Here is a 22237-nt window from a genome sequence, read left to right on the forward strand (position 1 = left end):
TGCTTGACACGGTCGACCGACAGAACCGTCGGGCCGGTCAGTGCATCGGGAGGGAGGGCGCGGGCGTCGTTCCCACGCTCGGGTGTGTGACCTGGCGGTCCGGCCCTGTGGCGTTCGGGCCCGTCGGCGCCCGGTCGTTACGTCTGTCGTCAGGGGGTACCCGTGGGACGCTGCCGGTTCGCCCCGGTGGCGCTCGTCCCCGGCGGAAGGCACCAGGCTGATGGAGACACCCATGACCACCAGCCGCTCGATCGTCGCCGCCCCGCCCCGTTGCTGGGTCCCGCGGGGCGTCTATCCCCCGCAGACCGACACCCGGCTGCTGCGGCGGGCGATGTGCCGCGAGGCGATCACGGAACGTACGGACGTGCTGGACCTCGGCACCGGGAGCGGAGTGCTCGCGCTGGAGGCGGCGCGGCTCGGCGGCCGGGTCACCGCGGTCGACATCTCCTGGCGGGCGGTCGCGGCCACCTGGTTCAACGCCCTGCTGAACGGCCAGACCCTGCGCGTACGCCACGGCGACCTCGCCTCGGCCGTGCCCGGCCGCCGCTTCGATCTCGTGGTCGCCAACCCGCCCTATGTACCCGCCCAGGACGAGACGCCGCCCGTGGGTGCCGCCCGGGCCTGGGACGCCGGTCCGGACGGCCGGCTGCTGATCGACCGCATCTGCGACACCGCGTCCGCGTTCCTGCGGCCGACGGGCGCACTGCTGATCGTGCACTCGCATCTGTGCGGTATCGACGCCACGCTGGCGCGCCTCGGGAACGCCGGTCTGCGGGCCGAGGTCGTGGACCGGACCCGGCTCCCGTTCGGCCGCGTGCTGTGTTCACGGCTCGGCTGGCTGCGCGATCGGGGGCTGACGGCCGGCGGTACGACGGAGGAGCTGGTGGTGATCCGTGCCGCACACACCTGACCGGCCCCGCCGGGTTCGCGTCCAGCGCGACGGGCCCCTCCTCATCGAGGGACCGGTCGAAGTGGTGGACGAGAACGGCGAGGTGACGGTCTCCCGGCGCTTCACCGTGGCCGTCTGCACCTGCCGCCGCAGCCGCACGTTCCCCTGGTGCGACACCAGCCATCGCCGCCGCGGCGGGCGGCCCTGTGAAGGCGGCCCCGAATGAGCACGACCCTCCCCCGCGACCAGTCGCGCCACCGGCCGCCGCCACTGCCCGAACCGCGGGGCCCGCTCTCCGCCGCCGTGCTGGCCCTGCTGCGGGGACCGGCCCCCGACGGCATTCCGCCCCCGGCGCGCTGTCCGCCGTACGGCGAGGACCTGCAGCTCGCCCTCTACGTCCTCTACGAGCTGCACTACGAGGGCTTCCAGGGCGTGCCCGACGGGCTCGAGTGGGACAGCGGTCTGCTGGCCTGCCGCGCCGAGATCGAGGACCGCTTCCTCGGGGCACTGCGCGCGGACGTGCCGGTGGTCGCCTCCGACACGGCCCGGCAGGCACTGGACGAACTGCAGGTCGAACCGGTGGACGCCGTCGGCAGCGTCTCGCACTTCCTGCGCGGCGAAGGCGATCTCCGCCACCTGCGGGAGTATGCGGCCCTGCGCTCGCTCTACCACCTCAAGGAAGCGGATCCGCACGCCTGGGTCATCCCCCGGCTGCACGGGCGGGCCAAGGCCGCCATGGTCGCGGTCGAGTTCGACGAGTTCGGCGCGGGCCGCGCGGACGAGATCCACGCGCAGCTGTACGCCGACCTCATGGCGGACCTGGGGCTGGAGACGGCGTACGGGCACTACGTCGACGCCGCCCCCGCCGAGGCGCTCGCCACCGTCAATCTGATGTCCCTGTTCGGTCTGCACCGGGCGCTGCGCGGCGCGCTCGTCGGGCACTTCGCCGCCGTCGAGGTGACCTCGTCCCCGGCCTCCCGCCGCCTCGCCGAAGCGATGCGCCGGGCCGGGGCCGGAGCGGCGGCCGTGCGCTTCTACACCGAGCACGTGGAGGCCGACGCCGTGCACGAACAGGTCGTACGGCATGACGTCGTGGGCGGCCTCCTGGAGAGCGAACCGGGCCTGGAGGCCGACGTCGTCTTCGGGATCCGCACGACCACTCACCTGGAGGACGCCCTGGCGGCCAGGCTGCTGGCGGACTGGCGGCGGCGGGACGAGGGACCCCGAGGTCCATGAGACTCAGCGTGCTGGACGTCGGTTCGAACACGGTCCGGCTGGAGGTGAGGGACGCGGAGGCGGGAGTGCCCTGCGCCTGTCCGAGCAGGTGAGGGACGACGGACGCCTCGGAGAGGCAGGCTCCGAGCAGCTGCTCACGGCGTTGAGCGCGGCAGCGGAGACGGCCGGCCGGTGGGCCGCGCCGGATCCCTTGGTGTTCGCCACCTCCGTGGTGCGCGACGCGCCCGACCGGGCGGACGTCCTGCGGGCGGTGCACCACCGGACCGGGCTGATCCTGCGGGTTCTGCCGGTGAGGTGGGGGCCCGGCGGACGTTCCTGGGTGCCCGGCGCCGGATGGGCCTGGCGCGAAGCACGGCGGCGCCGCGCCCCCGGCGTGGCGGCCGGGCGATCCGGGGCTGCTCCGGAGGCGTGGCAGCGCCCGCGCCGCCCGACGCGTGGGTAGCGTCGGCACGCGGAGGAGTCGCTGGTTTCCCGCCGGTCGGGGCGGGCACTCGCGAGGCGCTTCTCGCTCTCGGCACGGCTGAGGAGAACAATGACCGAAGCGTCGCAACGCCTCGACGAAGGTGCGGGGCGTGCCTCCCGCGGCGCCGCCGTCCCGCTGGGGCGCACGCTGCTCGCCTGGGCCTCGACGACCGACCACAAGGTGATCGGCCGGCTGTACATGGTGACCGCGTTCTGCTTCTTCCTCCTCGGCGGTCTGCTCGCTCTCGGCATGCGTGCCGAACTGGCCCGTCCGGGGCTGCAGTTCATGAACGAGCACACCTACAACCAGCTGTTCACCGAGCACGGCACGATCATGATGCTGCTGTTCGCCACTCCGATGTTCGCCGGGTTCGCGAACGCCGTGATGCCGTTGCAGATCGGCGCCCCGGACGTGGCGTTCCCCCGGCTCAACGCGCTGTCGTACTGGATGTATCTGTTCGGCGGTCTGATGGTCGTGTCGGGGTTCGTGGTGCCGGGCGGCGCTGCGGCCTTCGGCTGGTTCGCCTACGCGCCGCTGAACAGCGCCTACTTCTCGCCCGGCGCCGGCGGCGACCTGTGGGTGATGGGGCTGGTGGTCACCGGGGTGTCGACCACGCTGGGCGCGGTCAACTTCATCACCACGATCCTGTGTCTGCGCGCCCCGGGCATGACGATGTTCCGGATGCCGATGTTCACCTGGAACGTGCTGTTCACGTCCATCCTGGTGCTGCCCGCGTTCCCGGTGCTCACGGCCGCGCTGCTGGCCCTGGAGTGCGACCGGAAGTTCGGCTCGCACGTCTTCGACGCCCACAACGGCGGCGCCCTGCTGTGGCAGCACCTGTTCTGGTTCTTCGGGCATCCCGAGGTCTACATCGTCGCGCTGCCGTTCTTCGGCATCATCTCGGAGATCATCCCCGTGTTCTCGCGCAAGCCGCTGTTCGGCTATCTGCCGATGATCGGGGCGACGACCACCATCACCATGCTGTCGGCGGTGGTGTGGGCGCACCACATGTTCGCCACCGGCGCCGTACTGCTGCCGTTCTTCTCCATCATGTCGTTCCTGATCGCGGTGCCCACCGGCATCAAGTTCTTCGCGTGGATCGGGACGATGGTGCACGGGTCGGTCTCCTTCGAGACGCCAATGTTGTGGTCGCTGGGATTCCTGGTGTCGTTCCTGCTGGGCGGCCTCAGCGGGGTGCTGCTGGCCTCGCCGCCGCTCGACTTCCACGTCACCGACTCGTACTTCGTGGTGGCCCATCTGCACTACGTGCTCTTCGGCACCGTGGTCTTCGCGATGTTCGGCGGCTTCTACTTCTGGTGGCCGAAGATCACCGGGAAGATGCTCGACGAGCGCCTGGGCAAGCTGCACTTCTGGCTGCTGTTCCCGGCGTTCCAGCTGACGTTCCTCGTGCAGCACTGGCTGGGCGAGTCGGGCATGCCGCGCCGCTACGCCGACTATCTGCCGACCGACGGGTTCACCCTGCTCAACACCCTGTCGTCGACGGGCGCGTTCCTGCTCGGCGTGTCCACGCTGCCGTTCCTCTACAACGTGTGGCACACCTCCCGCCACAGGCGGACCGTCGAGGAGGACGACCCCTGGGGGTACGGGCGGGGCCTGGAGTGGGCCACCTCCTGTCCGCCGCCCCGGCACAACTTCACGGCGCTGCCCCGGGTGCGCTCGGAGTCCCCGGCCTTCGACCTGCACCACCCCGACGTCGTCCAGCAGGCCAGGCAGGAGGGACTCCAGTGAAGGTGGAGGCCGTGCTCTTCGGTGTCGTGGCCGCCTTCTTCGGCGGCTCGGCGGCGCTCTACGGCGTGTGGTCGCACTGGGACCCGGCGGGCACCGCGGCCCTCGTCGTGGCGTTCGGCATGGCCGGGCTCGTGTCGTTCTTCTGCGCCGTGCAGTACGCCCGGCACGGCCGGCGCCCCCAGGACCGCGGCGACGCCGAGGTGGCCGACGCCGCCGGGCCGCTGGAGTTCTTCCCGCCGCACAGCCCCTGGCCGATCGTCACCGCGTTCGGTTTCGCGGTCATGGCGACCGGCGTGGTCTACGGCCTGTGGCTGTTCCTCATCGGCTTCGGCGTGCTGGGCCGGGGAGTTCTGGGTCTGGTGTTCCAGTACGTGGATCGGGGCGCCGGTCCCCAGGACTGAGCGGGGCGCGCGGGGCGCCCGGCCGGAAGTCGGTGACGGGGCGGTGGCCGCTCTCGTAGCCCCCGGCCACGCTCTGCCGCACCTCTCCGGTCTCCTCGCCCTCGGTGAGACGCTCCTGTTCCGCCTCCAGGAGGGCGTGGCACAGCGCGCGGGTGACCACGAAGGCGAGCACCGGGCCCACGATCAGGGCGATGCGCAGGATCCAGGTGAGGGTGTTGACCGAGATGCGGAAGGACGCCGCGATCACGTCGTTGCCGCCCGCCAGCAGCAGCACGCCGTAGAACGTGATGCCCGCGACGCCGAGGCCGGTGCGGACGGGCCGTTCGCGGGGCCGGTCGCACAGGTGCTGTTCGCTGAGCCACTCGCCGGTCAGCCGCTGCTCGACGAAGGGGTAGGCGTACAGCACGGCGAAGAGCAGTCCGGGCAGGACGACCGCGGGCAGCAGGACGTTCCACATCAGGGTGTGACCGGCGATGGTGGTCTCCCACGGCGGTACGAGCCGCAGCGCGCCCTCCAGGAAGCCGACGTACCAGTCGGGCTGGGACCCGGTCGATGCCTGGTCCGGCCGGTAGGGGCCGTACACCCAGACCGGGTTGATCTGCGCGAGGCCGGAGAGGACGGCCAGCACCCCGAACACGGTCAGGGACAGGCCGGCTGACGAGGCCGTGAAGCGCGGGTGGAGGGGCCTGCCGACGGCGTTCGCGTTGGTGCGGCCCGGGCCGCGCCACTGGGTGTGCTTGAGGTGGAAGACGAGGATCAGATGCACTGTGACCAGGGCGATCAGCGCTCCCGGCAGCAGCAGGATGTGCAGGCTGTACAGCCGTGGAATGACGTCGTGGCCCGGGTACTGGGCCCCGAAGACGAAGAAGGCGATGTACGTCCCCACCACGGGGATGGACAGCATGATCCCCTGGGCGATGCGCAGGCCGGTGCCGGAGAGCAGGTCGTCCGGCAGGGAGTAGCCGGCGAAGCCCTCGGCCAGGGCGAGCACGAACAGCGTGAGGCCGATGGCCCAGTTCAGCTCGCGCGGCCTGCGGAAGGCGCCGGTGAAGAAGATCCGCAGCAGGTGGAGGCCGATCGCGGAGACGAACACCAGGGCGGCCCAGTGGTGCAGCTGACGGATCAGCAGTCCGCCGCGTACGTCGAAGCTGATGTGCAGGGTGGAGTCGAAGGCCTCCGACATGCGCACGCCCCGCAGCGGGGTGTACGGCCCGTCGTAGACGACTTCCCGCATCTCCGGCTTGAAGAAGAGCGTCAGCCACACGCCGGTCAGCACCAGGACGAGCAGGCTGTAGAGCGCCAGTTCGCCGAGCAGGAACGACCAGTGGTCCGGGAACGCCTTGCGCAACAGCCGGCCGCCCCCGTCGTACACGGGCAGCCGGGCGTCCACCGCGTCCGCCAGCCGCTCCCCGGGGTGGGGCGGGCGGGCAGGTCCGGACGCGGTCACGACGGGCCCACGGCGCGGCTCACGGCTTCCTGGTGGGGCACCCACGTCACGGCCGCTCTCCCTTCGACACCGCGTGCTCCCGGCATCTGTTGCCCGGAGCGCACGCGGCGAGTACCCCTCGGTCACGAAACACTCGTGCGCCGGAGGTGCCGCACCCGATCGGCCTGACGCTCAGAACTCAGGCTCCCAGGGCGCGGGCGAGCAGCATTCCGCGGTTGTTGGTCGACGTCTTGGCGAAGATCGACTTGAGGTGGTCCTGCACGGTGTGCTCCAAGAGGCACATCCGGCCGGCCAGGGCGTGGCTGTCGCGGCCCTTCGCGAGGTGGCCGAGGAGGACGCTCTCCCGGGGGCTCAGGGCGTGGGCCCGGGCGAACACGGCGAGCCGCTCCCCCGGTGAGGTCTCCTCGATGGTGACGGCGATGGCCCGCCGCCGGGCCGGCGGTGCGGCGTCGCCGATCCGGGCGGCGCTCAGGGTCAGCCACAGACCGTCCGCCAGATGGACCCGCGAGCGCGGCGGGTTCGCGTCGACCCCTGCCTCGACGGCCAGCAGCTGCGCGGCGACGTCGTAGGCGCTCGCGGGCACCTCCGGGCCACCGTGCTCGGGCGGCACCAGCAGGCTCAGACAGGCGTAGGTCTCCGGGGTCCGGGCCAGTACCCGCAGGTCGGGGGAGAGCAGCAGCACCAGCGGACCCGGGCGCGGCGCACCGGACGGTCTCACCACGAAGGTCTCCGCCTGGCTCCGGCGCAGGGCCGCGGTCACCGGGGCGGTGAGGCGGGCCAGGTACTCGGCCTCTGCGGCGCTGAAGCCGCCGTCGCAGCGGTAGAGGTCGAGGAAGCCCCAGCAGCCGAAGCGGTCCCTGAACACCATCGAGGCGATGTCCCGCACGCCGTAGCCGTGCAGCAGCTCGCGCCACAGCAGGCTGCCGGAGCGGTCGGGGAGCTCGCTGAGCAGCGCGATGCCGTCGAGTGCCGTCCAGCGGCCGATGGCGCTCAGGTACTTGAGGCGGGTCATCCTGGGCAGTTCCGGCAGGCAGGGCACGTCGGCCACCGGTGAGCAGCCCACGGCGGTCTCGGGGTCGGTGAGGAGGAAGGCGTACGCGTCGAAGCCGGTGGCGGTGCGCAGCTCTTCGAGGAGCCGCACACGCAGGTCCCGGGAGTCGCCACCGGCCTCGCAGAGGCGGACGACACGCTCGTGCGACCGCGCGTAGGCGACAGGAACCGCCATATATCGAGCGTACGACGCAATTCCCCATATTTCTGGGATGGGCTCCGCGCCGGGCCGCTGTCGAGAATGGGGAGATCGGACTCGAGGAGACACCGATGAGTACCCACCCCCTTCCCCCAGCGACGGGCGAGCCCGTCGTGACTGCTCGGCGCCGAGCCGGCGCCCGTAGCGCCTGGCGGCCGGTCATGGCGGCCACCCTGCTCGCCGCGGCGGCGGCGCTCGGCACCGCCGCGCCCGTTCATGCCCTCCCCGCCGCGACCCAGCGGGCCACCGTGTCCGCGTGGATCAGCGACGGATGGGGTGGCGGAACCGTCACCAGCAACCCGGCCGGGATCAACTGCCACACGACGGCGTGGGACCCCTACGCCGAAGACGCGCAGCCGCAGCCGAACCCGAGCGGCCCGTGCGAGGCGAGCTTCCCGGTCGGAACGACGATCACCTTCACCGCCACGCCCGACCCGGGTTCCAACGTCAACTTCCCTCCCGACCCGAATCCTCTGACCGTGAGGGCCGGCTACAACGCCGTGTGGGCCATGTTCTGCCCGAACGACGGCCTCTGCATGAGCTACTGACACTTCGCGCACCACACCGTCGTACGGCCGCCCAGACGGGAGCGGCGCAATGGCTCGCCGCAGCGGGGGCAGTGCGGGGACGGGGTGTCGCGGTGGCCGGTGAGCCAGGAGTCGCGGGGTGGGACGCGGCCGGTGGGGACCGCTGAGCGCAGGGTGCGGCGCATCTGGGTGTAGAGGCGGCGGCAGTCGGCCTCGGTGAGCTCGTTCGCGTGGGCGCTCGGGCGCACTCTCGCCCGCCAGAGGATCTCGTCGGCCAGCAGATTGCCCAGGCCTGCGACGACGGACTGATTGGTGAGGACCGTCTTGATCGTGCCGCGGCGGGCGCAGAGCGCGGCCCCGAACCGCTCGCGGTCCATGGCCAGCGCGTCCGGGCCCTGCCTCGCCAGCAGCCGTTCGACAGCGGGTTCGTCCTCGGCCAGCCACAGGCCCTGGAGCTTGCGCTGGTCGCGGTAGCGCAGCTGGCGGTCCGCGCCCACCACAAACACGACACGGTCGTGGGGCGCGGCCTCCTCGTCCGAGCGGGTGCAGACCAGCAGGCCCGTCATGCCGAAGTGGAGCACGAGGGTGGGCCCGCCGGTGCGGGCCAGGAGCCACTTCCCGTGGCGCTCCGCCCCGGTGAAGCGCCGGCCCTCCAGCGCCTCCCGCAGCCGCCGCGCGCTCACCCCGTGCAGTACGCCCGCGTCACGGACGTCGACCTGCCGGATCACCCGGCCCTTCGCGCAGGACTCGAAGACCCGCCGGAATCCCTCGACGTCCGGCAGCTCGGGCATGACCGCTCACCTCGCTACGGGAGGCTCCGGCGACTTCGCTACCGGGTACCCACGAGTGGCTCCCGCACCACCACGACCTCCCTCGCCGCCACGGTCACCCTCCCGGCGACCACCGGCTTCCCGGACAGCAGCTCGGTCGCCTCCGGGGAGACGGCGACCTCCGCGTCCTGGTCGGTGTGGTTGATCAGGAAGAGGTAGTCGGCCTCGGTGCCGCGCCGCAGGGCCGCCTCCACGCCCGCGGGAGCGGAGCGCACCGGTTCCACCCCGGCCTCGACGCGGATGCGCTCCAGGAGGCCGGACAGGGCCTCCGGGTCCGGGTGGGTGGCCACGTACCAGGCCGTGCCCGTGCCGTACGAATTGCGGGTCACCGCCGGCACTCCGGTCAGCGGTCCGTCCGTGTACGAGGTCACCGCCTCCGCGCCCTCCAGCCGTATCCGCTCCGACCAGAGCGTGCCCGTGGTGCCGTCGCTCAGGGCCACCGTCTGCCCGGGCAGCAGCGGGAACAGCTCGTCCGTGCGGACGCCGAGGGCCTCCCGGAACGCGCCCGGGTAACCTCCCAGCCGCACATGGCAGTTGGCGTCCACCATCCCGCTGTGGAAGCCGACCGCCAGCGTGCCGCCGCGCTCCGCGAAGCCGGTGAGGTTGGCGGCGCCCGCGTCGTCGATCAGGTACAGCGAAGGGGCCAGGACCAGGCGGTACGCCGACAGATCCGCGTCCGGGCGGACGAAGTCCACCGCCACGCCCGAGCGCCACAGCGGCTCGTACCAGGCTCGGACCAGGTCCTGGAAGTGCAGCTCGCCGCTGGGCTGCGAGGGGAGTTCCAGGGCCCAACGGGCGTTCCAGTCCCAGACGACGGCGACCTCGGCGGTGCCGGTGGCACCCCGCACCTCCGCCAACGCCCGCAGGTCCGCGCCCAGTTGCACCACGTCACGCCAGATCTGGCTGTCGGTGCCCGCGTGCGGCAGCATCGCGGAGTGCCACTGCTCGGCGCCCGCCTTCGCCGCCCGCCACTGGAAGTACGCGATGCCGTCGGCGCCGCGCGCCACATGACCGAGGGCGTTGCGGCGCAACTCCCCCGCCGTCTTGGCGCGGTTGACCGGCTGCCAGTTCACCGCGCCCGTGGAGTGCTCCATCAGGAGCCACGGGCCGCCCGCGAGCGAGCGGACCAGATCGCCGCTGAGGGCGATGTCGATCTGCGACTGCGGGTCGGCGGACTGGAGGTAGTGGTCGTTGGAGACGATGTCCAGCTCGGGCGCCCAGCGCCAGTAGTCGAGGGCGTCGAAGTTGTACATCACCATGAAGTTGGTGGTGGCGGGGGTCTCCGGGGCGGCCTCCCGCAGGACGTCGCGCTCCGCCTCGTACAGCGAGAGCAGGGCGTCGCTGCAGAAGCGGCGCCAGTCCAGCTGGTGGGTGGGGTTGGGGACCGCGCCGGTCGCGCGCGGGGGCAGGATCTGGTCCCAGTCGTAGTACCACTGGCTCCAGAAGGTGGTGCCCCAGGCGTGGTTGAGCGCGTCCAGGCTGTCGTAGCGGTCGCGCAGCCAGCCGCGGAACGCCTCCGCGCTGGTGTCGCAGTAGCACTCCGGGTTGTGGCAGCCGTACTCGTTGTGGACGTGCCACATCACGACCGCCGGGTGCTCCGCGTACCGCCGGGCCAGCTCGCCGGCCATGCGCAGGGCCGCCTCGCGGTAGGCGGGGCTCGAAGGGCAGAACGTCTGGCGGCTGCCGTACGAGAGTCGGCGGCCGTCCTTGTCCACCGGCAGCGCTTCCGGGTGCTTCACGAAGAACCAGGCCGGCGGGGCCGCCGTCGGGGTCGCCAGGTCGGCGGCGATCCCGTGGGCGTGGAGCAGGTCGAGGATGCGGTCGAGGCGCGAGAAGTCGTACGCGCCCTCGGAGGGTTCCAGCAGCGCCCAGGAGAAGATGTTGACGCTGACCATGGTGACGCCGGCCTCGGCCATCAGGCGCATGTCCTCGGCCCAGACCTCCTCGGGCCACTGCTCGGGGTTGTAGTCGCCGCCGTACGCGATGCCCGGCACCTTCAGGGCGCGGGTCATCGCCCGGCTCCCGAGAGCACGCGGCGGGTGGTGGCCACACCCCACTCGTCCAGGGACATCAGGCGGTCGCTGGACGCCATCAGGCCGCCGGTCGCCTCCACGTGTGCCGCCCAGCGTTCCCGTGTCTCCACGGCCGGGCGGGCCATCAGGCAGTCGGGGTCGTTGACCCAGAGGCGACCGTGCTGCCACTGGCGTCCGGCGCCGGTGAACTCGGCCGGATCCTGGCCCGGCTGGCTGAAGTCGTCGGCCTCGGGGCGGCGGTGCGGGCCCGTGTCGGGGCTCACCCGCATCGCGTCGAACAGGCCGATCGAGGGCAGGATCGGGGCGCCGCAGCCCAGCAGGTACGCGTCCGGGCCGATCGCCTCGCGGATCAGCTCGATGCCCTCGCGGTACGCGGTGAGGGCATCGACGTCCTTGTGACGTACGCCGTCCAGCGCGCCCGCGTACAGGAAGTCGACCTTGAAGTAGTCGTAGCCCTCGGTGCGCAGGGTGCGGAAGACCTCGGTCAGGTACGCCGCCGCCCCGGGGTGCGTGGTGTCCAGGACGCGCAGGTCGTGGCCCCAGTTGCGGCCGGCGTGGGTGAAGCCGCCCGAGGTGTCGCGGACCAGCCAGTCGGGGTGCTCCGTGGCCAGGTCGCTCGCCGGGTCGACCAGGAAGGGGGCCGTCCAGATGCCGGCCCGGCGGCCGCGGGCACGGATGGCGTCCGCGATGCCCTCGCGGGAGCGGAAGCGGCCGGAGAGGGTGAGCCAGTCGCCGAGGGCCTTCTGGTAGCCGTCGTCGATCTGGACCACGTCGATCGGCAGGTCGAGGGTGTCCATCGCACGCAGGTTCTCGTGGATGTCGTCCTCGGTGACGTTCGTGAAGTACTCGTACCAGGAGCACCAGACGGTCGGCGCCGGGCGCGGCGGCTCGACGCCGAGGCTGTCGGCCCAACTGCCCAGTGCCGCCTGGACGTCCGTGCCCGTCCACTCCTTCACCGCGCCGTCGGCGGTGACCTCCGCGATGCCGTCCGTCACGGTCAGGCGGATGGACGGCACCTCGGCGGTCGGATCGACGGCCGCCCACAGACGGGCCGGGGCGCCGTCGCCGGGGTCGAGCGCCAGCAGGCCCTCGCCCTGGAAGGTGCCCTCGGGGACGGTCACGCCGGGGCGGTAGCAGACCGTCGCCCAGTTGTCGTTGGTCGGGCGGTACGGCTTGTCGCCGAGGGCATAGGCGCCGCTGGGGCTCCAGGACTGCCAGCCCTCCTCGTGGACCCGGGCGTTGGCCGGGTCCACGGGGACGGAGGCGACGGCGGTGAAGGGGTGGTGCGGCACGGAGGTCTCTTTCAAAAAGGAGGGCGTCAGCCCTTGTTGGCGCCCAGGGTCAGTCCGCTGACGAACTGGCGCTGCAGTACGAAGTACACGATCAGGGTGGGGATCGCGGTGAGCAGGGCGCCGGCGGCGACCAGGTTGGGGTCGGTGAAGTACTGCCCGGAGAGGTTGTTCAACGCACTGGTGATGGGCATGTTCTCGCCGGTGGAGATCAGCACGATCGCCCAGAAGAAGTCGTTGTAGATCCAGATCGAGAGCAGGGTCGCCAGGGCGGCCATGGCGGGCTTGCACAGGGGCAGCACGATCTGCCAGTACATCCGCCACACCGACGCCCCGTCCACGAGGGCGGCCTCGGTCAGCTCGTGCGGCAGCATCCGCATGTAATTGCTGAGCACGAAGGCGCAGAACCCGGACTGGAACGCCACGTGGATGAGGACCAGGCCGAGCGCGGAGTCGTACAGCTTGCCGCTCATGGTGATGCCGGGCAGGTCGATGAGCAGGTACAGGCGGTACAGCGGGGTGATGATGACCTGCTGCGGCAGCAGGTTGCCGGCGGTGAAGACCAGCAGCAGGAAGATGTTCAGCCGGAAGTCGAAGCGGGAGACGTAGAACGCGACCATCGACGACAGCAGCAGCGTGATCAGCACGGCCGGGACCGCGATGATCAGCGTGTTGCCGAAGTAGTGCAGCATGTCCGACTGCTGGAAGGCGTTGGTGAAGTTCTCCAGGCTCAGCTTGTGCGGCCAGGACACGTAGCCGCGGTTGCTGGTCTCCGAGTACGGGCGCAGCGCCGCGAAGACGGCCCACAGCAGCGGGGCCAGCCAGGCCAGCGCGGTCACCACCAGGAAGGTGTGCAGCAGGATCCGGGCCGGGCGGACGGGCGTGCGCTGCTTCAGCGGCGCGGCGTCTGCGGTGCTCAGGGTGCTCACGCTTGCCGCTCCTTCCGGAAGGTCGCGATCAGGTACGGGATGATGACCGCGAGGGAGATGACCAGCAGCACCACCGCGATCGCGGAGCCGTAGCCGATCCGGCTGGACTCGCCGATGATGTTGTTGGTGATCAGGATCGACAGGAGTTCGGTGCCCTGGGCGCCCTTGTTGAACACGAACACCAGGTCGAAGGCGCGCAGCGCCTCGATGATCGTGACGACCAGGACGACCGTGTTGGTGGGCCTGAGGGTCGGGAAGATGACGTTCTTGAACGTCTGCCACTCGTTGGCGCCGTCCAGCGAGGACGCCTCGCGCAGCGAGGGGTCGACGCCCTTGAGACCGGCCAGGTAGAGGATCATCATGTAGCCGGTGTGCCGCCAGGACGCGGCCACCAGCACCGCCCACAGGTTCAGGTGCGGGTCGCCGATCCAGTCGATGTAGTGGCCGGGCTTGTTGGCCCCGATCAGGCTGTTGATCAGCCCGGTGTCCGGGTTGTAGACCAGCTGCCACACGAACCCGGTCACCGCCAGCGAGACCACCACCGGCAGGAAGAACGCGGTCTGGTAGACCCGGGAGAAGCGGATCTTCTTGTCCAGCTGCACGGCCAGGAACAGGCCCAGCGGGGTGGGGATCGCGATGAGCACCACGAACCAGATGATGTTGTGCTCGACGGCCGGCCAGAACTGCGGGTTGTCGGTGAACAGCTGACGGAAGTTGTCCAGGCCGACCCACTTGATCGAGTCGAAGCCGATGCCGTCCCAGGTGGTGAAGGCCAGCGCGATCGAGGCCAGGGCGGTGACCCAGACCAGGGCCACGTGCAGGACCGTGGGCACGCCCGCCATGACGGCGAGCGTGATGCGGTCACGGCGGGTCAGCAGGCGCTTGTGCCCCTGCGCCACCCGCTTGTTGACAGGCGCGGGCCCCGGAGGCGGCACGGCCGCCTCCGGGGTCTTCGTGGTGGTCTCGGAGCTCATCAGGACGCGAAGATCGTCTTCTTCTGGCGCTCGATCGACGCGAGCAGACTGTCCACGCCCTTCGGGTTCTGCAGGAACTTCTGCAGACCCGGCTGCATCACCGTCGAGGTGAAGTCCGGCCGCGAGTCACGGTCCATGAACTGCGTCAGCGACTTGGCATTCGAGATCATCTCGTACGCCTTCTTCTGCAGCGGCGTGTACGACGAGGTGTCGGCCTTGCTGGAGGCGGCCACCACGCTGGAGTCGGCCTTGAGGTAGATCTGCTCGGCCTCCGGCGTGCCCAGGTACTCCATCAGCTTGGTGACACCGTCGTGGTTCTTCGGCGCCTTGGAGACCATGAAGCCGTCGGTGGGGGCCTCCACGGTGTCCTGCCCGAACTGGGAGTTGATCTCCGGGAAGGCGAAGAAGTCCAGGTCGTCCAGGTCGGCCTTGTTGGTGAACTGCTGCGCCACGAAGGAACCCAGCACGTACATGCCCGCCTTCTTCGACACCAGGCTCTGCGCGGCGTCCTGCCAGGTGCGGCCCATGAAGCCGTCCTGGTGATACGGCAAAAGCTCCGACCAGTGGTCGAAGACCGCCTTGACCTTCGGGTCCGTCCACGCCTCCTTGCCCGCCATCAGCGACTTGTGGAAGTCGTAGCCGTTGAGCCGGAAGTTGATCTGGTCGAAGGTGCCCATCGCCGGCCACGCGTCCTTGTCACCGAACGCGATCGGGACCAGGCCGTCCTTCTTCATCTGCTTGCACAGCGCCACCAGCTGCTCCCACGTGGTGGGCACCTGGTAGCCGTGCTGCTTGAAGACGCTCTTGCGGTAGAAGACGCCCCACGGGTACGTGTACAGCGGCACGAAGTAGTACTTGCCGTCCTCACCCTTGGACAGCTGCTTCATCGCGTCGGGGAAGTTCCCCCCGATCTTCTCCCACACGTCGTCGATCGGCGTCGCCAGCTTCTTCGCCGCGAAGAACTGCATGCGGTAGCCCGCGAACCAGGTGAACACGTCGTCCGGCGTGGCCTGCAGATAGGAGTTGATCTGCTCCTGGAAGGTGTTGTGGTCCTTCGTGTTCACGTCGACCTTGATGCCGGACTTCTTCGTGAACGCGGCATAGATCTCCGCGAACGCCTTCTTGGGCACCGCATCCGAGGAGTTGGAACCGAGACTGACGGTCTTGGGGTCCGACGAGGACCCACTGCCGCCACACGCGGACAGCAGGGGTATGCCCGCACCCGCGAGCAGCGCTGCACCCCCCACACCACGCAACAGACCACGACGACTGGGGGCGGGCAGAGAGAGACCCGAGGGGGAGAGGTCCATGTGCGGCTCCTGAAGGCAGGGGTTCGGTCACCACTACGCCACGTCGAAAAAAAGTCGAAACCGACCAGAAATCAACTCGACCGAACATCGTGGCGCTTATATCAGCCCTTTGTCCGGTCATGCGTCAAGAGCCGCCGGGCACCTTTGTGGAAACGTGACCGACATGTTCGTGATCGAATCCGTCCGAATGATCGAACAGCCTGCACGGAGATGAGAGTAAATGCCGGTTTCGCGTCGTTGCTAGCCGGAGATGCGGAACGACTTGGTCACACTGACCTGGTCGATCTCCGACGTCCTGACCGTGGCTTTCATCGTCCAGGTCCCGGCGATGGGGAGCGAGACGGAATCCGTGCCCCAGTAGCCGCCCTGGTCCTTCAACTTGGCGTCGAGCGGGCCGATCTTCTGCGCGGGCAGCGTGAAGGAGAGCCGGAGCTCCGGCACGGTGACGATGCCTCCGTCGGGCCCGAACACGACAGCCTGCACGGTGTTGTCGCCGACGCGGCCCGGGTCGAGGGTGATCTGCACCTTGCCGCGCGCGGCGCCGACCTCGAACGGGATCGTCGTGACCGACGCGGCGGGCAGCCCGCCGGCCGTCGCGGGCGCCTGCGCCGCCTCCGCGGCCGCGCGGCCCGGCAGCGTGCTGCTGAGCACGGTCGTGATCACCAGCACCACGACACCGACGGCGACCTCGGCGAGCACGCTGCGGCGCAGATGGCGGCGGCTCGTGCCCCCGGCGGGGGGGACCGTCGGTTGGTCCGCGGCGGCCGCGGGAGGCCCGCCCACGGGCTCAGGAACGCGCTCCCGTACGGCCGTCTCCGCGTCCGCCGTCACGAGCCGCGCGGTCCAGCGCCGCGACAGCCCGGCCGCCGTCAGCAGCAGCACCACGGTGGCCACCTTGACGAGCAGCAGGCGCCCGTACGTCGTCCCGGTGAGCGCGCTCCAGGAGCCCAGGCCGCGCCAGGACTGGTAGACGCCGGTGACGACCAGGACGGTCACGGAGGCGAAGGCGAGCCGGGAGAAGCGGGCCACGACGGCCGGGGGCAGTTCGGTGCGGTGGAGCAGGATCAGCAGCGCCGTGAGGCCGCCCAGCCAGACCGCCATGGCCAGCAGGTGCAGCACGGCGGACGCCATCGCCAGGGGCACCTGGATGCCCGCCGAGGCATGCTCGGAAGCGGCCCAGGTGAGGGCGAGGGCCACGCCGAGGGCGCCACCGGCGGCGAGCAGCGGCCGCGGCCATGCGTCGCGTTTGCGGAGCCGTACGGCGAACACGGCGGCGATCGGCAACAGGGCGAGCCGGGCCAGCAGGGCCAGCCCAGGGCGGCCCGTGAGGGTGCGGGTGAAGGCGGAGGCGTCGAGGGCGGTCGCGGGGCCCGTGCCGGTCTCGTACGGGGCCCGGAGGGCCAGCAGCGCCAGGGTGGTCCCCAGTAGCGTCCACCAGCCCACGACCAGGGGTTTCCGCAGCGGGCCGCGGTCCGTCGGGCGGCACAGGGCGACGAAGGCGGCGGTGCCGATGAGCAGCGCCACCGCCAAGTACGCGAGGTACCGGGCGATGTTGTAGAGACTCGCGGTCGCGGGGTTCTCGACCGGCCCGGTGTCCACCGTGGCGACCGTCGCGGAGGCTTTGCCGACCGAGAAGGTGAACGCGCCGCCCACCGGGTGGCTGTCCGCCGAGACGACCCGCCAGGCCACGACGTACGTGCCCTTCGCGAGCTTCGCGGGCAGGGTCACGCTCGCCGTGTCGGAGCGGCCCTTGGCGTGCTGGGCCTCGCCGATGTCCACACGCCGGTTGTCCGGGTCCAGGACACGGAAGGAGTCGTCGAGCAGACCGACGGACTCGGTGAACGTCAGGGTGATGGAGCGGGGTGCCGACCTGAGGACGGTTCCGTCCTCGGGGTCGGTGGACTTGAGCGCCGCGTGCGCCGACGCGGGCCCCGCACCGCCCAGGACGAGCAGGACCAGCACGGCACCCAGCAGCACCAGCCCCTGAACCCCCCGGTACCCGCGGAGCCCTCGTCGCCGCTGCCGCCCCCTGCCCTCACCGTCACACCCCACGCCACCCTCCGTCCCGGCCCTTTACCGCCTTCCGGACAGGTACGCATACGAACCGCCGACCACTCACCACGCCGAGCCGATTCACCCCCACCCACGAAGCCGCCGACACCTCACCACGCCGACCCGGCCGATGCCGCCGCTCGCACCCGTGACCAGGGCGACCTGTCCCTCCAGCAGCTTCATGGACGGCACAGTTGCGCAATCCGGTCGGCCTCGGCCGGATACCGCGCCGTGAGCTCGCCCGCGTCCCCGTGCTCGTAACCCTCGTAGGTGAACCCGGGCGCCATCGTGCACCCGAAGAACGTCCACGCCCCGCCCGCGACGACCCGCCCGCCCATCCAGGTGCCGGCCGGCACGGTCGTCTGGGGCTGCTGGCCGCCCAGGACGTCCGGTCCGAGCACCACCGTCCTGGACGTCCCGTCCGGGGCGAGGAGCAGCAGCTCCAGCGGGTCGCCGAGGTAGAAGTGCCAGATCTCGTCGGTGGGCAGGCGGTGCAGGGCCGAGTGGTCGTCCGCCGTCAGCAGGGCGACGATCGCGGTGCCCTCCGGCCGTCCGTCGGCGCGCTCGGGGCCCGCCCAGGTCTGGCGGAACAGTCCGCCCTCGCGCGGGATCGGTTCCAGTCCGTAGTGCGCGACGAGGTCCTCAGGAGTCATTCGGGGAAGGCTACCTCCCGGCGCAGAAAGGCCAGTTGAGCCTTCTTCTCGGGCAGGTACACGTCCGGGACGTCGATCTCGGGCAGCACGACCACCGGCCCGGCCTCGAACCCCTGCCGCAGGAAACGAGCGATCGCCTTCTCGTTCCGCACATCGGGATCGACGACGATCCGGCGCCGCTCCAGGCCTTTCAGTACGTACGACGCGATGACCCCGAGCAGCACCGCCGACCAGCCGGGCCGCGCGCCGTCCGGGCCGGCGGGCGCGAGCAGGACATGGATGCCGAGGTCGCCGCCCTGCACCTCGTAACACTCACTCACCCGGTCGGCCTCCGGCTCGTACGTCTGGAGCAGTACGGCCGGCGTGCCGTCCTTGAGCAGCAGGAAGGCGTGATGGGTGTCGAGGGTGTCCATGTGGGCGTAGATCCCGGCCACTTGGTCCCGGCTGAGGCCGTTCATGCCCCAGAAGACGGCACGCTCCTCGGCGGCCCAGCGGTGGACGACCTCCGCGTCTGCGTGCGGGTCGAGGGGACGGATACGGACGGTGCCGAAACCGTCGACGCTCTCCTCGTGGACGTACACGTCAGTCATCGGTTTCCTTCTCCAGGCGGGCGAAGTCGGTGACGACCGGGACCAGATCCCCCTTGAGCCACAAGGGGAGTTGGTCGTCGTGGTGGGGCGAGCCCGGCACGCCGGACGCGCCGAAGGGGACGACCCACAGGCTGTCCTCGCGGCGGGCCAGATCCCACACGTAACGGGCGGCCGGCCCGCGCGCGGCCAGATCCGTCACCCCCGGCACGGCGGAGGTGCACAGCACGCAGTCGTGGTCGCCGGACAGACCCGGCCCCTCGTACGGCGTCCCGGTGAGCGCCCGCCAGGGAGCGAGCCGGTGGGTGTCACCCCAGGTGCCGGCGGGCGGCTCGGCGGCCACCTCCTCCAGGGCCGCCCGCACGACGTCCGCCCGGTCGACGCCGTACAGCTCCTCGGCGCGCAGCAGGTGTTCGAGGGCGAAGCCGATGCGCGGGCGCAGGGCGAGCCAGGGGAGGAAGACCTCGGGGTAGGCGGGCGGAGTGGTGAGCGCGGCGAAGGAAGGGTGCGCCGCGAGATGCCGTACGACCGCGCCGCGCACCGCCGCGTGGACGGCCGCGTCGGTGCTGCTCGCATCCATGCGGCGGTCCCAGCGCAGAAGGCGGTCGCGGAGGGCGGCGGCCTCGGGGGAGAGGTCTTCGAGGGCGGCCAGGTGGTCCAACAGGGGTGCGGCGGACGCGAGATGGGTGTCCGTGTGGATCGCCGGCATGTCGCCGGCCGACCACTGCTCCTTCTCCGACAGGAGCGCGGCGATCCGCTCGGCGCGGTGGGGCGGGGCGAACTCGACGCCGAGCGGGGTGGCGAGGCCGCGCTGGTTGGCCATCACGGCGACGGAGTCGGTGAGTTCGGCGGCGCTCGGCATCTCGTGCCAGCCCTGCCATTCGTGTCCTGGCTCCCAGGCCGGGACCAGCCGATGCCGATTCGCCTCGGCACGCACCGGCACCCGCCCCGCGACGCGATGCAGCAGACCACCTTCGGTGTCGGCGGCCTGAACGACGTTGACGGGCTCGGCCCACAGATCAACGGCACGATCCACATCGGCGACCCGCCGGGACCGCAGGAGGGGCAGAAGGGCACTGAAGCCAAGATCACCGGTGACACGGGGCGGGTAACGAAGGGCAAGCCCCTCAGCCCGTCCGGCGTTTGAGGACGAGGCCCCTTCAGGGCCGAACGGGGGTCTGGGGGCAGAGCCCCCAGGGACGGGAAGGGAAGGGGCGGCGGGGGCGAAGAAATTCCCCCCGGCGATCACCGGCCCCCGCTCAGTCTCGATCACCTCGACCTCGACCGCCTCCTCCCCCGCAACCTCCACGGTCTCCGTGTGCCGGGACACCCGCCGCCACACCCCGTCCGGCCCGAGGGCCTCCACCCCCGCCCCCGCACCCCGCAGCCGCTCCCGGTACAGGTCCTGGTAGTCGGCCATGGCGTTGGTGATCGCCCAGGCGACCGTGCCGGTGTGGCCGAAGTGGGCGATGCCGGGAACACCCGGCACGGCGAGACCGACCACGTCGAATTCCGGGCAGGAGAGGTGGATCTGCTGGTAGACGCCGGGGTCCTCGATGAAGCGGTGCGGGTCGCCCGCGATCACGGCGTGACCGGTCGTGGTCCGCGCCCCGCCGACCAGCCAGCCGTTGCTGCCGGAACTGCCGGGCCCGTCGGCGGCGAACAGGCCGACGGCCTCCTCGCCCAGGTGCGCCGCGGCCTCCTCGCGCCACAGCTTGGCCGGGAACCCGGCGAACAGGATGTGCGTGGCGAGCCAGACACCGAGCGGGGTCCAGGGCTCCCAGCGCCCCGGGGTGAGGCCGACGACTTCGAACTCAGGGGCCGTAGGACCGCTGTCCAGTCCGTCGTTTACCCCGTCGACGTACGCCCGTACCCAGTCCGACGTCTCGGGGTCCCGTTCCTCCAGGGCCGCCCAGCAGCGCCGGGCGGTGTCGTCGAGGCGGGCCCGCCGGGCGAACAGGTCCCAGTGCAGGGCCTCGGGGCCGAGGAAGGACGCCGAGGTGCCCTGCGCGCGGTGCCGCCCGTCCTCCAGCTGCCAGGCGCGGTCGCGGGCGGTCACCAGGCCCTGTGCGCGGGCGAGTTCGCGGGTGCTGCCGGCGCGCAGGTGCGGGATGCCCCACGCGTCACGGTAGATCTCGGTCGTCACGCTGCAACCCCCTGCGTCTTTAGGCAAGCCTTGCCTTAGTAATTCGTGCTGGAATCGTACGCGAGGCGTGAAAGAGGGATGATCGGGGTCATGGACGTCACCCTCCACCTCGCCCAGGACCCCAAGGCCGACGAGCTCCTCGGACGATCGCCGCTCGCCGCCCTCGTCGGGATGCTGCTGGACCAGCAGGTCCCGATGGAGTGGGCGTTCAAGGGGCCCCGGACGATCGCGGACCGGCTCGGCGCCGACGACCTGGACGCGCACGAGATCGCCGTGATGGACCCGGACGCCTTCGCCGCGCTCCTGTCCGAGAAGCCGGCCGTGCACCGCTACCCGGGGTCCATGGCCAAGCGCGTCCAGCAGCTGTGCCAGTACCTCGTCGAGCACTACGACGGCAACGCCGAGCTCGTCTGGAAGAACGTGGCCGACGGCCGTGAGCTCCTGAAGCGCCTGCAGGAGCTGCCCGGCTTCGGCAAGCAGAAGGCGCAGATCTTCCTCGCACTGCTGGGCAAGCAGCTCGGCGTACGGCCCAAGGGCTGGCGGGAGGCCGCGGGCGGATACGGCGAGGCGGACTGCCACCGTTCCGTCGCCGACATCGAGGGACCCGAGTCGCTGGCCAAGGTGCGGGCCCACAAGCAGGAGATGAAGGCGGCCGCGAAGGCCGCGAAGGCCGCCGGGAAGTAGCGCAAGGCATCGGGGGACGGCCGTCAGCCGACCGGCTCCCAGGGGTGGCGCGGCGCCCGCCGCGGGTCCAAGCATGGAACATGACCGAGCCATCGAACGGCTCCTCCCGGGGCCCGCAGTTCGACGACCGCAAGGTCCACGCCGCCGGACGCGCGACGGGCCCGCATGAGCCGGAGCCCCCCTTCGAAGGCCCCCTGCACGCCCTCTCCCGCGCCGCCTGGCAGGTCGTCCTGCTCACCGGCGTCGCCTCCCTGGTCCTCGGCCTCCTGGTTCTGGTCTGGCCCGGCGCCCCCCTGCTCGCGGTCGGCGTCCTCTTCGGCGTCTACCTCCTGATCAGCGGCATCTTCCAGCTGGTCGCCGCCTTCGGCACGCACAGGACGACGGCGCTGCGCGTCCTCGCCTTCATCAGCGGCTCCCTGTCGATCCTGCTGGGCCTGTTCTGTCTGCGCGGCCCGATGCGGTCGATCCTGCTGCTGGCCCTGTGGATCGGCATCGGCTGGCTCATCCGCGGAATCACCCAGACCCTGGCCGCCGCCTCCGACAGCACCATGCCGGCCCGCGGCTGGCAGATCTTCCTCGGGATCGTCACCTTTCTCGGCGGAATCGTGCTGATCGACTCGCCGTTCGAATCGGTCGCCGTCCTCACCCTGGTCGGCGGGATCTGGCTGGTCGCGGTCGGCGTGGTCGAGATCGTCACCGCGATCCGCATCCGGGGCCGGGCGCCACGCACCCTTTGAGCCGCACGGGGTCCCCCGAACGGGCGGTTCTCGGCCCCGACATGCTGAACGT

At 71.1% G+C, this 22237-nt stretch carries 21 protein-coding genes; 9 read left to right on the forward strand and 12 right to left on the reverse strand.

Going from position 1 to position 22237, the window contains the following annotated elements; translation table 11 throughout:
- The first annotated feature begins 232 nt into the window (after positions 1–232).
- The 6 genes from EDD92_RS23345 to EDD92_RS23370 all read left to right on the forward strand — a co-directional run bounded on the left by EDD92_RS23345 (position 233) and on the right by EDD92_RS23370 (position 4738).
- Positions 233–910, forward strand: coding sequence for a HemK2/MTQ2 family protein methyltransferase (locus EDD92_RS23345; protein WP_123966114.1), 678 nt, complete (start codon positions 233–235; stop codon positions 908–910).
- On the forward strand, positions 894–1115 hold the full coding sequence (locus EDD92_RS23350; protein WP_123966115.1) for a CDGSH iron-sulfur domain-containing protein: 222 nt from the start codon (positions 894–896) through the stop codon (positions 1113–1115). The genes EDD92_RS23345 and EDD92_RS23350 overlap by 17 nt, the downstream gene beginning before the upstream one ends.
- Positions 1112–2125: an iron-containing redox enzyme family protein gene (locus EDD92_RS23355; protein WP_123966116.1), complete on the forward strand. Its 1014-nt coding sequence runs from the start codon at positions 1112–1114 to the stop codon at positions 2123–2125. Before EDD92_RS23350 ends, EDD92_RS23355 begins: the two co-directional genes overlap by 4 nt.
- An 88-nt stretch (positions 2126–2213) precedes the next feature.
- Positions 2214–2567, forward strand: coding sequence for a hypothetical protein (locus EDD92_RS23360; protein ID WP_399183773.1), 354 nt, complete (start codon positions 2214–2216; stop codon positions 2565–2567).
- A 90-nt stretch (positions 2568–2657) separates the two neighbouring features.
- Positions 2658–4337, forward strand: a complete 1680-nt coding sequence (gene ctaD / locus EDD92_RS23365) for a cytochrome c oxidase subunit I (protein ID WP_123966117.1) — start codon at positions 2658–2660, stop codon at positions 4335–4337.
- Entirely contained in the window at positions 4334–4738 is a 405-nt protein-coding gene (locus tag EDD92_RS23370) for a cytochrome c oxidase subunit 4 (RefSeq protein ID WP_123970506.1), read from the forward strand. Before ctaD ends, EDD92_RS23370 begins: the two co-directional genes overlap by 4 nt.
- Here the strand turns inward: EDD92_RS23370 and EDD92_RS23375 are convergent.
- Positions 4656–6185: a cytochrome bc complex cytochrome b subunit gene (locus EDD92_RS23375; protein WP_123966118.1), complete on the reverse strand. Its 1530-nt coding sequence runs from the start codon at positions 6183–6185 to the stop codon at positions 4656–4658. The two genes, EDD92_RS23370 and EDD92_RS23375, sit on opposite strands and share 83 nt — an antisense overlap.
- 178 nt (positions 6186–6363) lie before the next feature.
- A complete protein-coding gene (locus EDD92_RS23380; protein ID WP_123966119.1) occupies positions 6364–7410 on the reverse strand; it encodes a LuxR C-terminal-related transcriptional regulator in 1047 nt (348 codons plus the stop codon).
- A gap of 95 nt (positions 7411–7505) precedes the next feature.
- On the opposite strand from EDD92_RS23380, the gene EDD92_RS52145 reads away from it, so the two are divergent.
- Positions 7506–7982: a hypothetical protein gene (locus EDD92_RS52145; RefSeq protein ID WP_311736774.1), complete on the forward strand. Its 477-nt coding sequence runs from the start codon at positions 7506–7508 to the stop codon at positions 7980–7982.
- Here EDD92_RS52145 and EDD92_RS23390 read toward each other — a convergent pair.
- From EDD92_RS23390 to EDD92_RS23435, 10 genes are all read right to left on the reverse strand, one after another.
- Positions 7976–8752, reverse strand: coding sequence for an Fpg/Nei family DNA glycosylase (locus tag EDD92_RS23390; RefSeq protein ID WP_123966120.1), 777 nt, complete (start codon positions 8750–8752; stop codon positions 7976–7978). The two genes, EDD92_RS52145 and EDD92_RS23390, sit on opposite strands and share 7 nt — an antisense overlap.
- Positions 8753–8790: 38 nt before the next feature.
- Complete coding sequence (locus EDD92_RS23395; protein WP_123966121.1) at positions 8791–10803, reverse strand: beta-galactosidase; 2013 nt, start codon at positions 10801–10803, stop codon at positions 8791–8793.
- Positions 10800–12116 (reverse strand): glycoside hydrolase family 36 protein, encoded by a 1317-nt coding sequence (locus tag EDD92_RS23400; RefSeq protein WP_123966122.1) that lies wholly within the window; start codon positions 12114–12116, stop codon positions 10800–10802. Before EDD92_RS23400 ends, EDD92_RS23395 begins: the two co-directional genes overlap by 4 nt.
- A gap of 26 nt (positions 12117–12142) precedes the next feature.
- Positions 12143–13033, reverse strand: coding sequence for a carbohydrate ABC transporter permease (locus EDD92_RS23405; RefSeq protein ID WP_123970508.1), 891 nt, complete (start codon positions 13031–13033; stop codon positions 12143–12145).
- Between the two features lie 5 nt (positions 13034–13038).
- A complete protein-coding gene (locus EDD92_RS23410; protein ID WP_123966123.1) occupies positions 13039–14016 on the reverse strand; it encodes a carbohydrate ABC transporter permease in 978 nt (325 codons plus the stop codon).
- Positions 14016–15326: an ABC transporter substrate-binding protein gene (locus EDD92_RS23415; protein WP_123966124.1), complete on the reverse strand. Its 1311-nt coding sequence runs from the start codon at positions 15324–15326 to the stop codon at positions 14016–14018. The genes EDD92_RS23410 and EDD92_RS23415 overlap by 1 nt, the downstream gene beginning before the upstream one ends.
- Positions 15327–15566: 240 nt before the next feature.
- Positions 15567–17303 carry a copper resistance CopC/CopD family protein gene (locus EDD92_RS23420; RefSeq protein ID WP_123966125.1) on the reverse strand — a complete coding sequence of 579 codons (1737 nt, stop codon included), beginning with the start codon at positions 17301–17303 and terminating at the stop codon, positions 15567–15569.
- A 254-nt stretch (positions 17304–17557) separates the two neighbouring features.
- Positions 17558–18031 carry a cupin domain-containing protein gene (locus EDD92_RS23425; protein WP_030938590.1) on the reverse strand — a complete coding sequence of 158 codons (474 nt, stop codon included), beginning with the start codon at positions 18029–18031 and terminating at the stop codon, positions 17558–17560.
- On the reverse strand, positions 18028–18621 hold the full coding sequence (locus EDD92_RS23430; RefSeq protein WP_123966126.1) for a GNAT family N-acetyltransferase: 594 nt from the start codon (positions 18619–18621) through the stop codon (positions 18028–18030). The genes EDD92_RS23425 and EDD92_RS23430 overlap by 4 nt, the downstream gene beginning before the upstream one ends.
- Entirely contained in the window at positions 18614–20764 is a 2151-nt protein-coding gene (locus EDD92_RS23435) for a penicillin acylase family protein (protein ID WP_123966127.1), read from the reverse strand. The genes EDD92_RS23430 and EDD92_RS23435 overlap by 8 nt, the downstream gene beginning before the upstream one ends.
- Before the next feature lie 90 nt (positions 20765–20854).
- On the opposite strand from EDD92_RS23435, the gene EDD92_RS23440 reads away from it, so the two are divergent.
- Both EDD92_RS23440 and EDD92_RS23445 read left to right on the forward strand, forming a co-directional pair.
- Entirely contained in the window at positions 20855–21448 is a 594-nt protein-coding gene (locus EDD92_RS23440; protein WP_123966128.1) for an HhH-GPD-type base excision DNA repair protein, read from the forward strand.
- A gap of 80 nt (positions 21449–21528) precedes the next feature.
- A complete protein-coding gene (locus EDD92_RS23445; RefSeq protein ID WP_123966129.1) occupies positions 21529–22185 on the forward strand; it encodes an HdeD family acid-resistance protein in 657 nt (218 codons plus the stop codon).
- Positions 22186–22237: the final 52 nt, after the last annotated feature.

Origin of the sequence: Streptomyces sp. TLI_185, assembly GCF_003814765.1 — a bacterium.
Taxonomy (GTDB): domain Bacteria; phylum Actinomycetota; class Actinomycetes; order Streptomycetales; family Streptomycetaceae; genus Streptomyces.

Bases quoted from the DNA above. Each gene is read 5' to 3' on its own strand.
- EDD92_RS23345 (WP_123966114.1), top strand. From the start codon at position 233: ATGACCACCAGCCGCTCGATCGTCGCCGCCCCGCCCCGTTGCTGGGTC.
- EDD92_RS23355 (WP_123966116.1), top strand. From the start codon at position 1,112: ATGAGCACGACCCTCCCCCGCGACCAGTCGCGCCACCGGCCGCCGCCA.
- ctaD (WP_123966117.1), top strand. From the start codon at position 2,658: ATGACCGAAGCGTCGCAACGCCTCGACGAAGGTGCGGGGCGTGCCTCC.
- EDD92_RS23380 (WP_123966119.1), bottom strand. From the start codon at position 7,410: ATGGCGGTTCCTGTCGCCTACGCGCGGTCGCACGAGCGTGTCGTCCGC.
- EDD92_RS52145 (WP_311736774.1), top strand. From the start codon at position 7,506: ATGAGTACCCACCCCCTTCCCCCAGCGACGGGCGAGCCCGTCGTGACT.
- EDD92_RS23390 (WP_123966120.1), bottom strand. From the start codon at position 8,752: ATGCCCGAGCTGCCGGACGTCGAGGGATTCCGGCGGGTCTTCGAGTCC.
- EDD92_RS23395 (WP_123966121.1), bottom strand. From the start codon at position 10,803: ATGACCCGCGCCCTGAAGGTGCCGGGCATCGCGTACGGCGGCGACTAC.
- EDD92_RS23410 (WP_123966123.1), bottom strand. From the start codon at position 14,016: ATGAGCTCCGAGACCACCACGAAGACCCCGGAGGCGGCCGTGCCGCCT.
- EDD92_RS23415 (WP_123966124.1), bottom strand. From the start codon at position 15,326: ATGGACCTCTCCCCCTCGGGTCTCTCTCTGCCCGCCCCCAGTCGTCGT.
- EDD92_RS23425 (WP_030938590.1), bottom strand. From the start codon at position 18,031: ATGACTCCTGAGGACCTCGTCGCGCACTACGGACTGGAACCGATCCCG.
- EDD92_RS23430 (WP_123966126.1), bottom strand. From the start codon at position 18,621: ATGACTGACGTGTACGTCCACGAGGAGAGCGTCGACGGTTTCGGCACC.
- EDD92_RS23440 (WP_123966128.1), top strand. From the start codon at position 20,855: ATGGACGTCACCCTCCACCTCGCCCAGGACCCCAAGGCCGACGAGCTC.
- EDD92_RS23445 (WP_123966129.1), top strand. From the start codon at position 21,529: ATGACCGAGCCATCGAACGGCTCCTCCCGGGGCCCGCAGTTCGACGAC.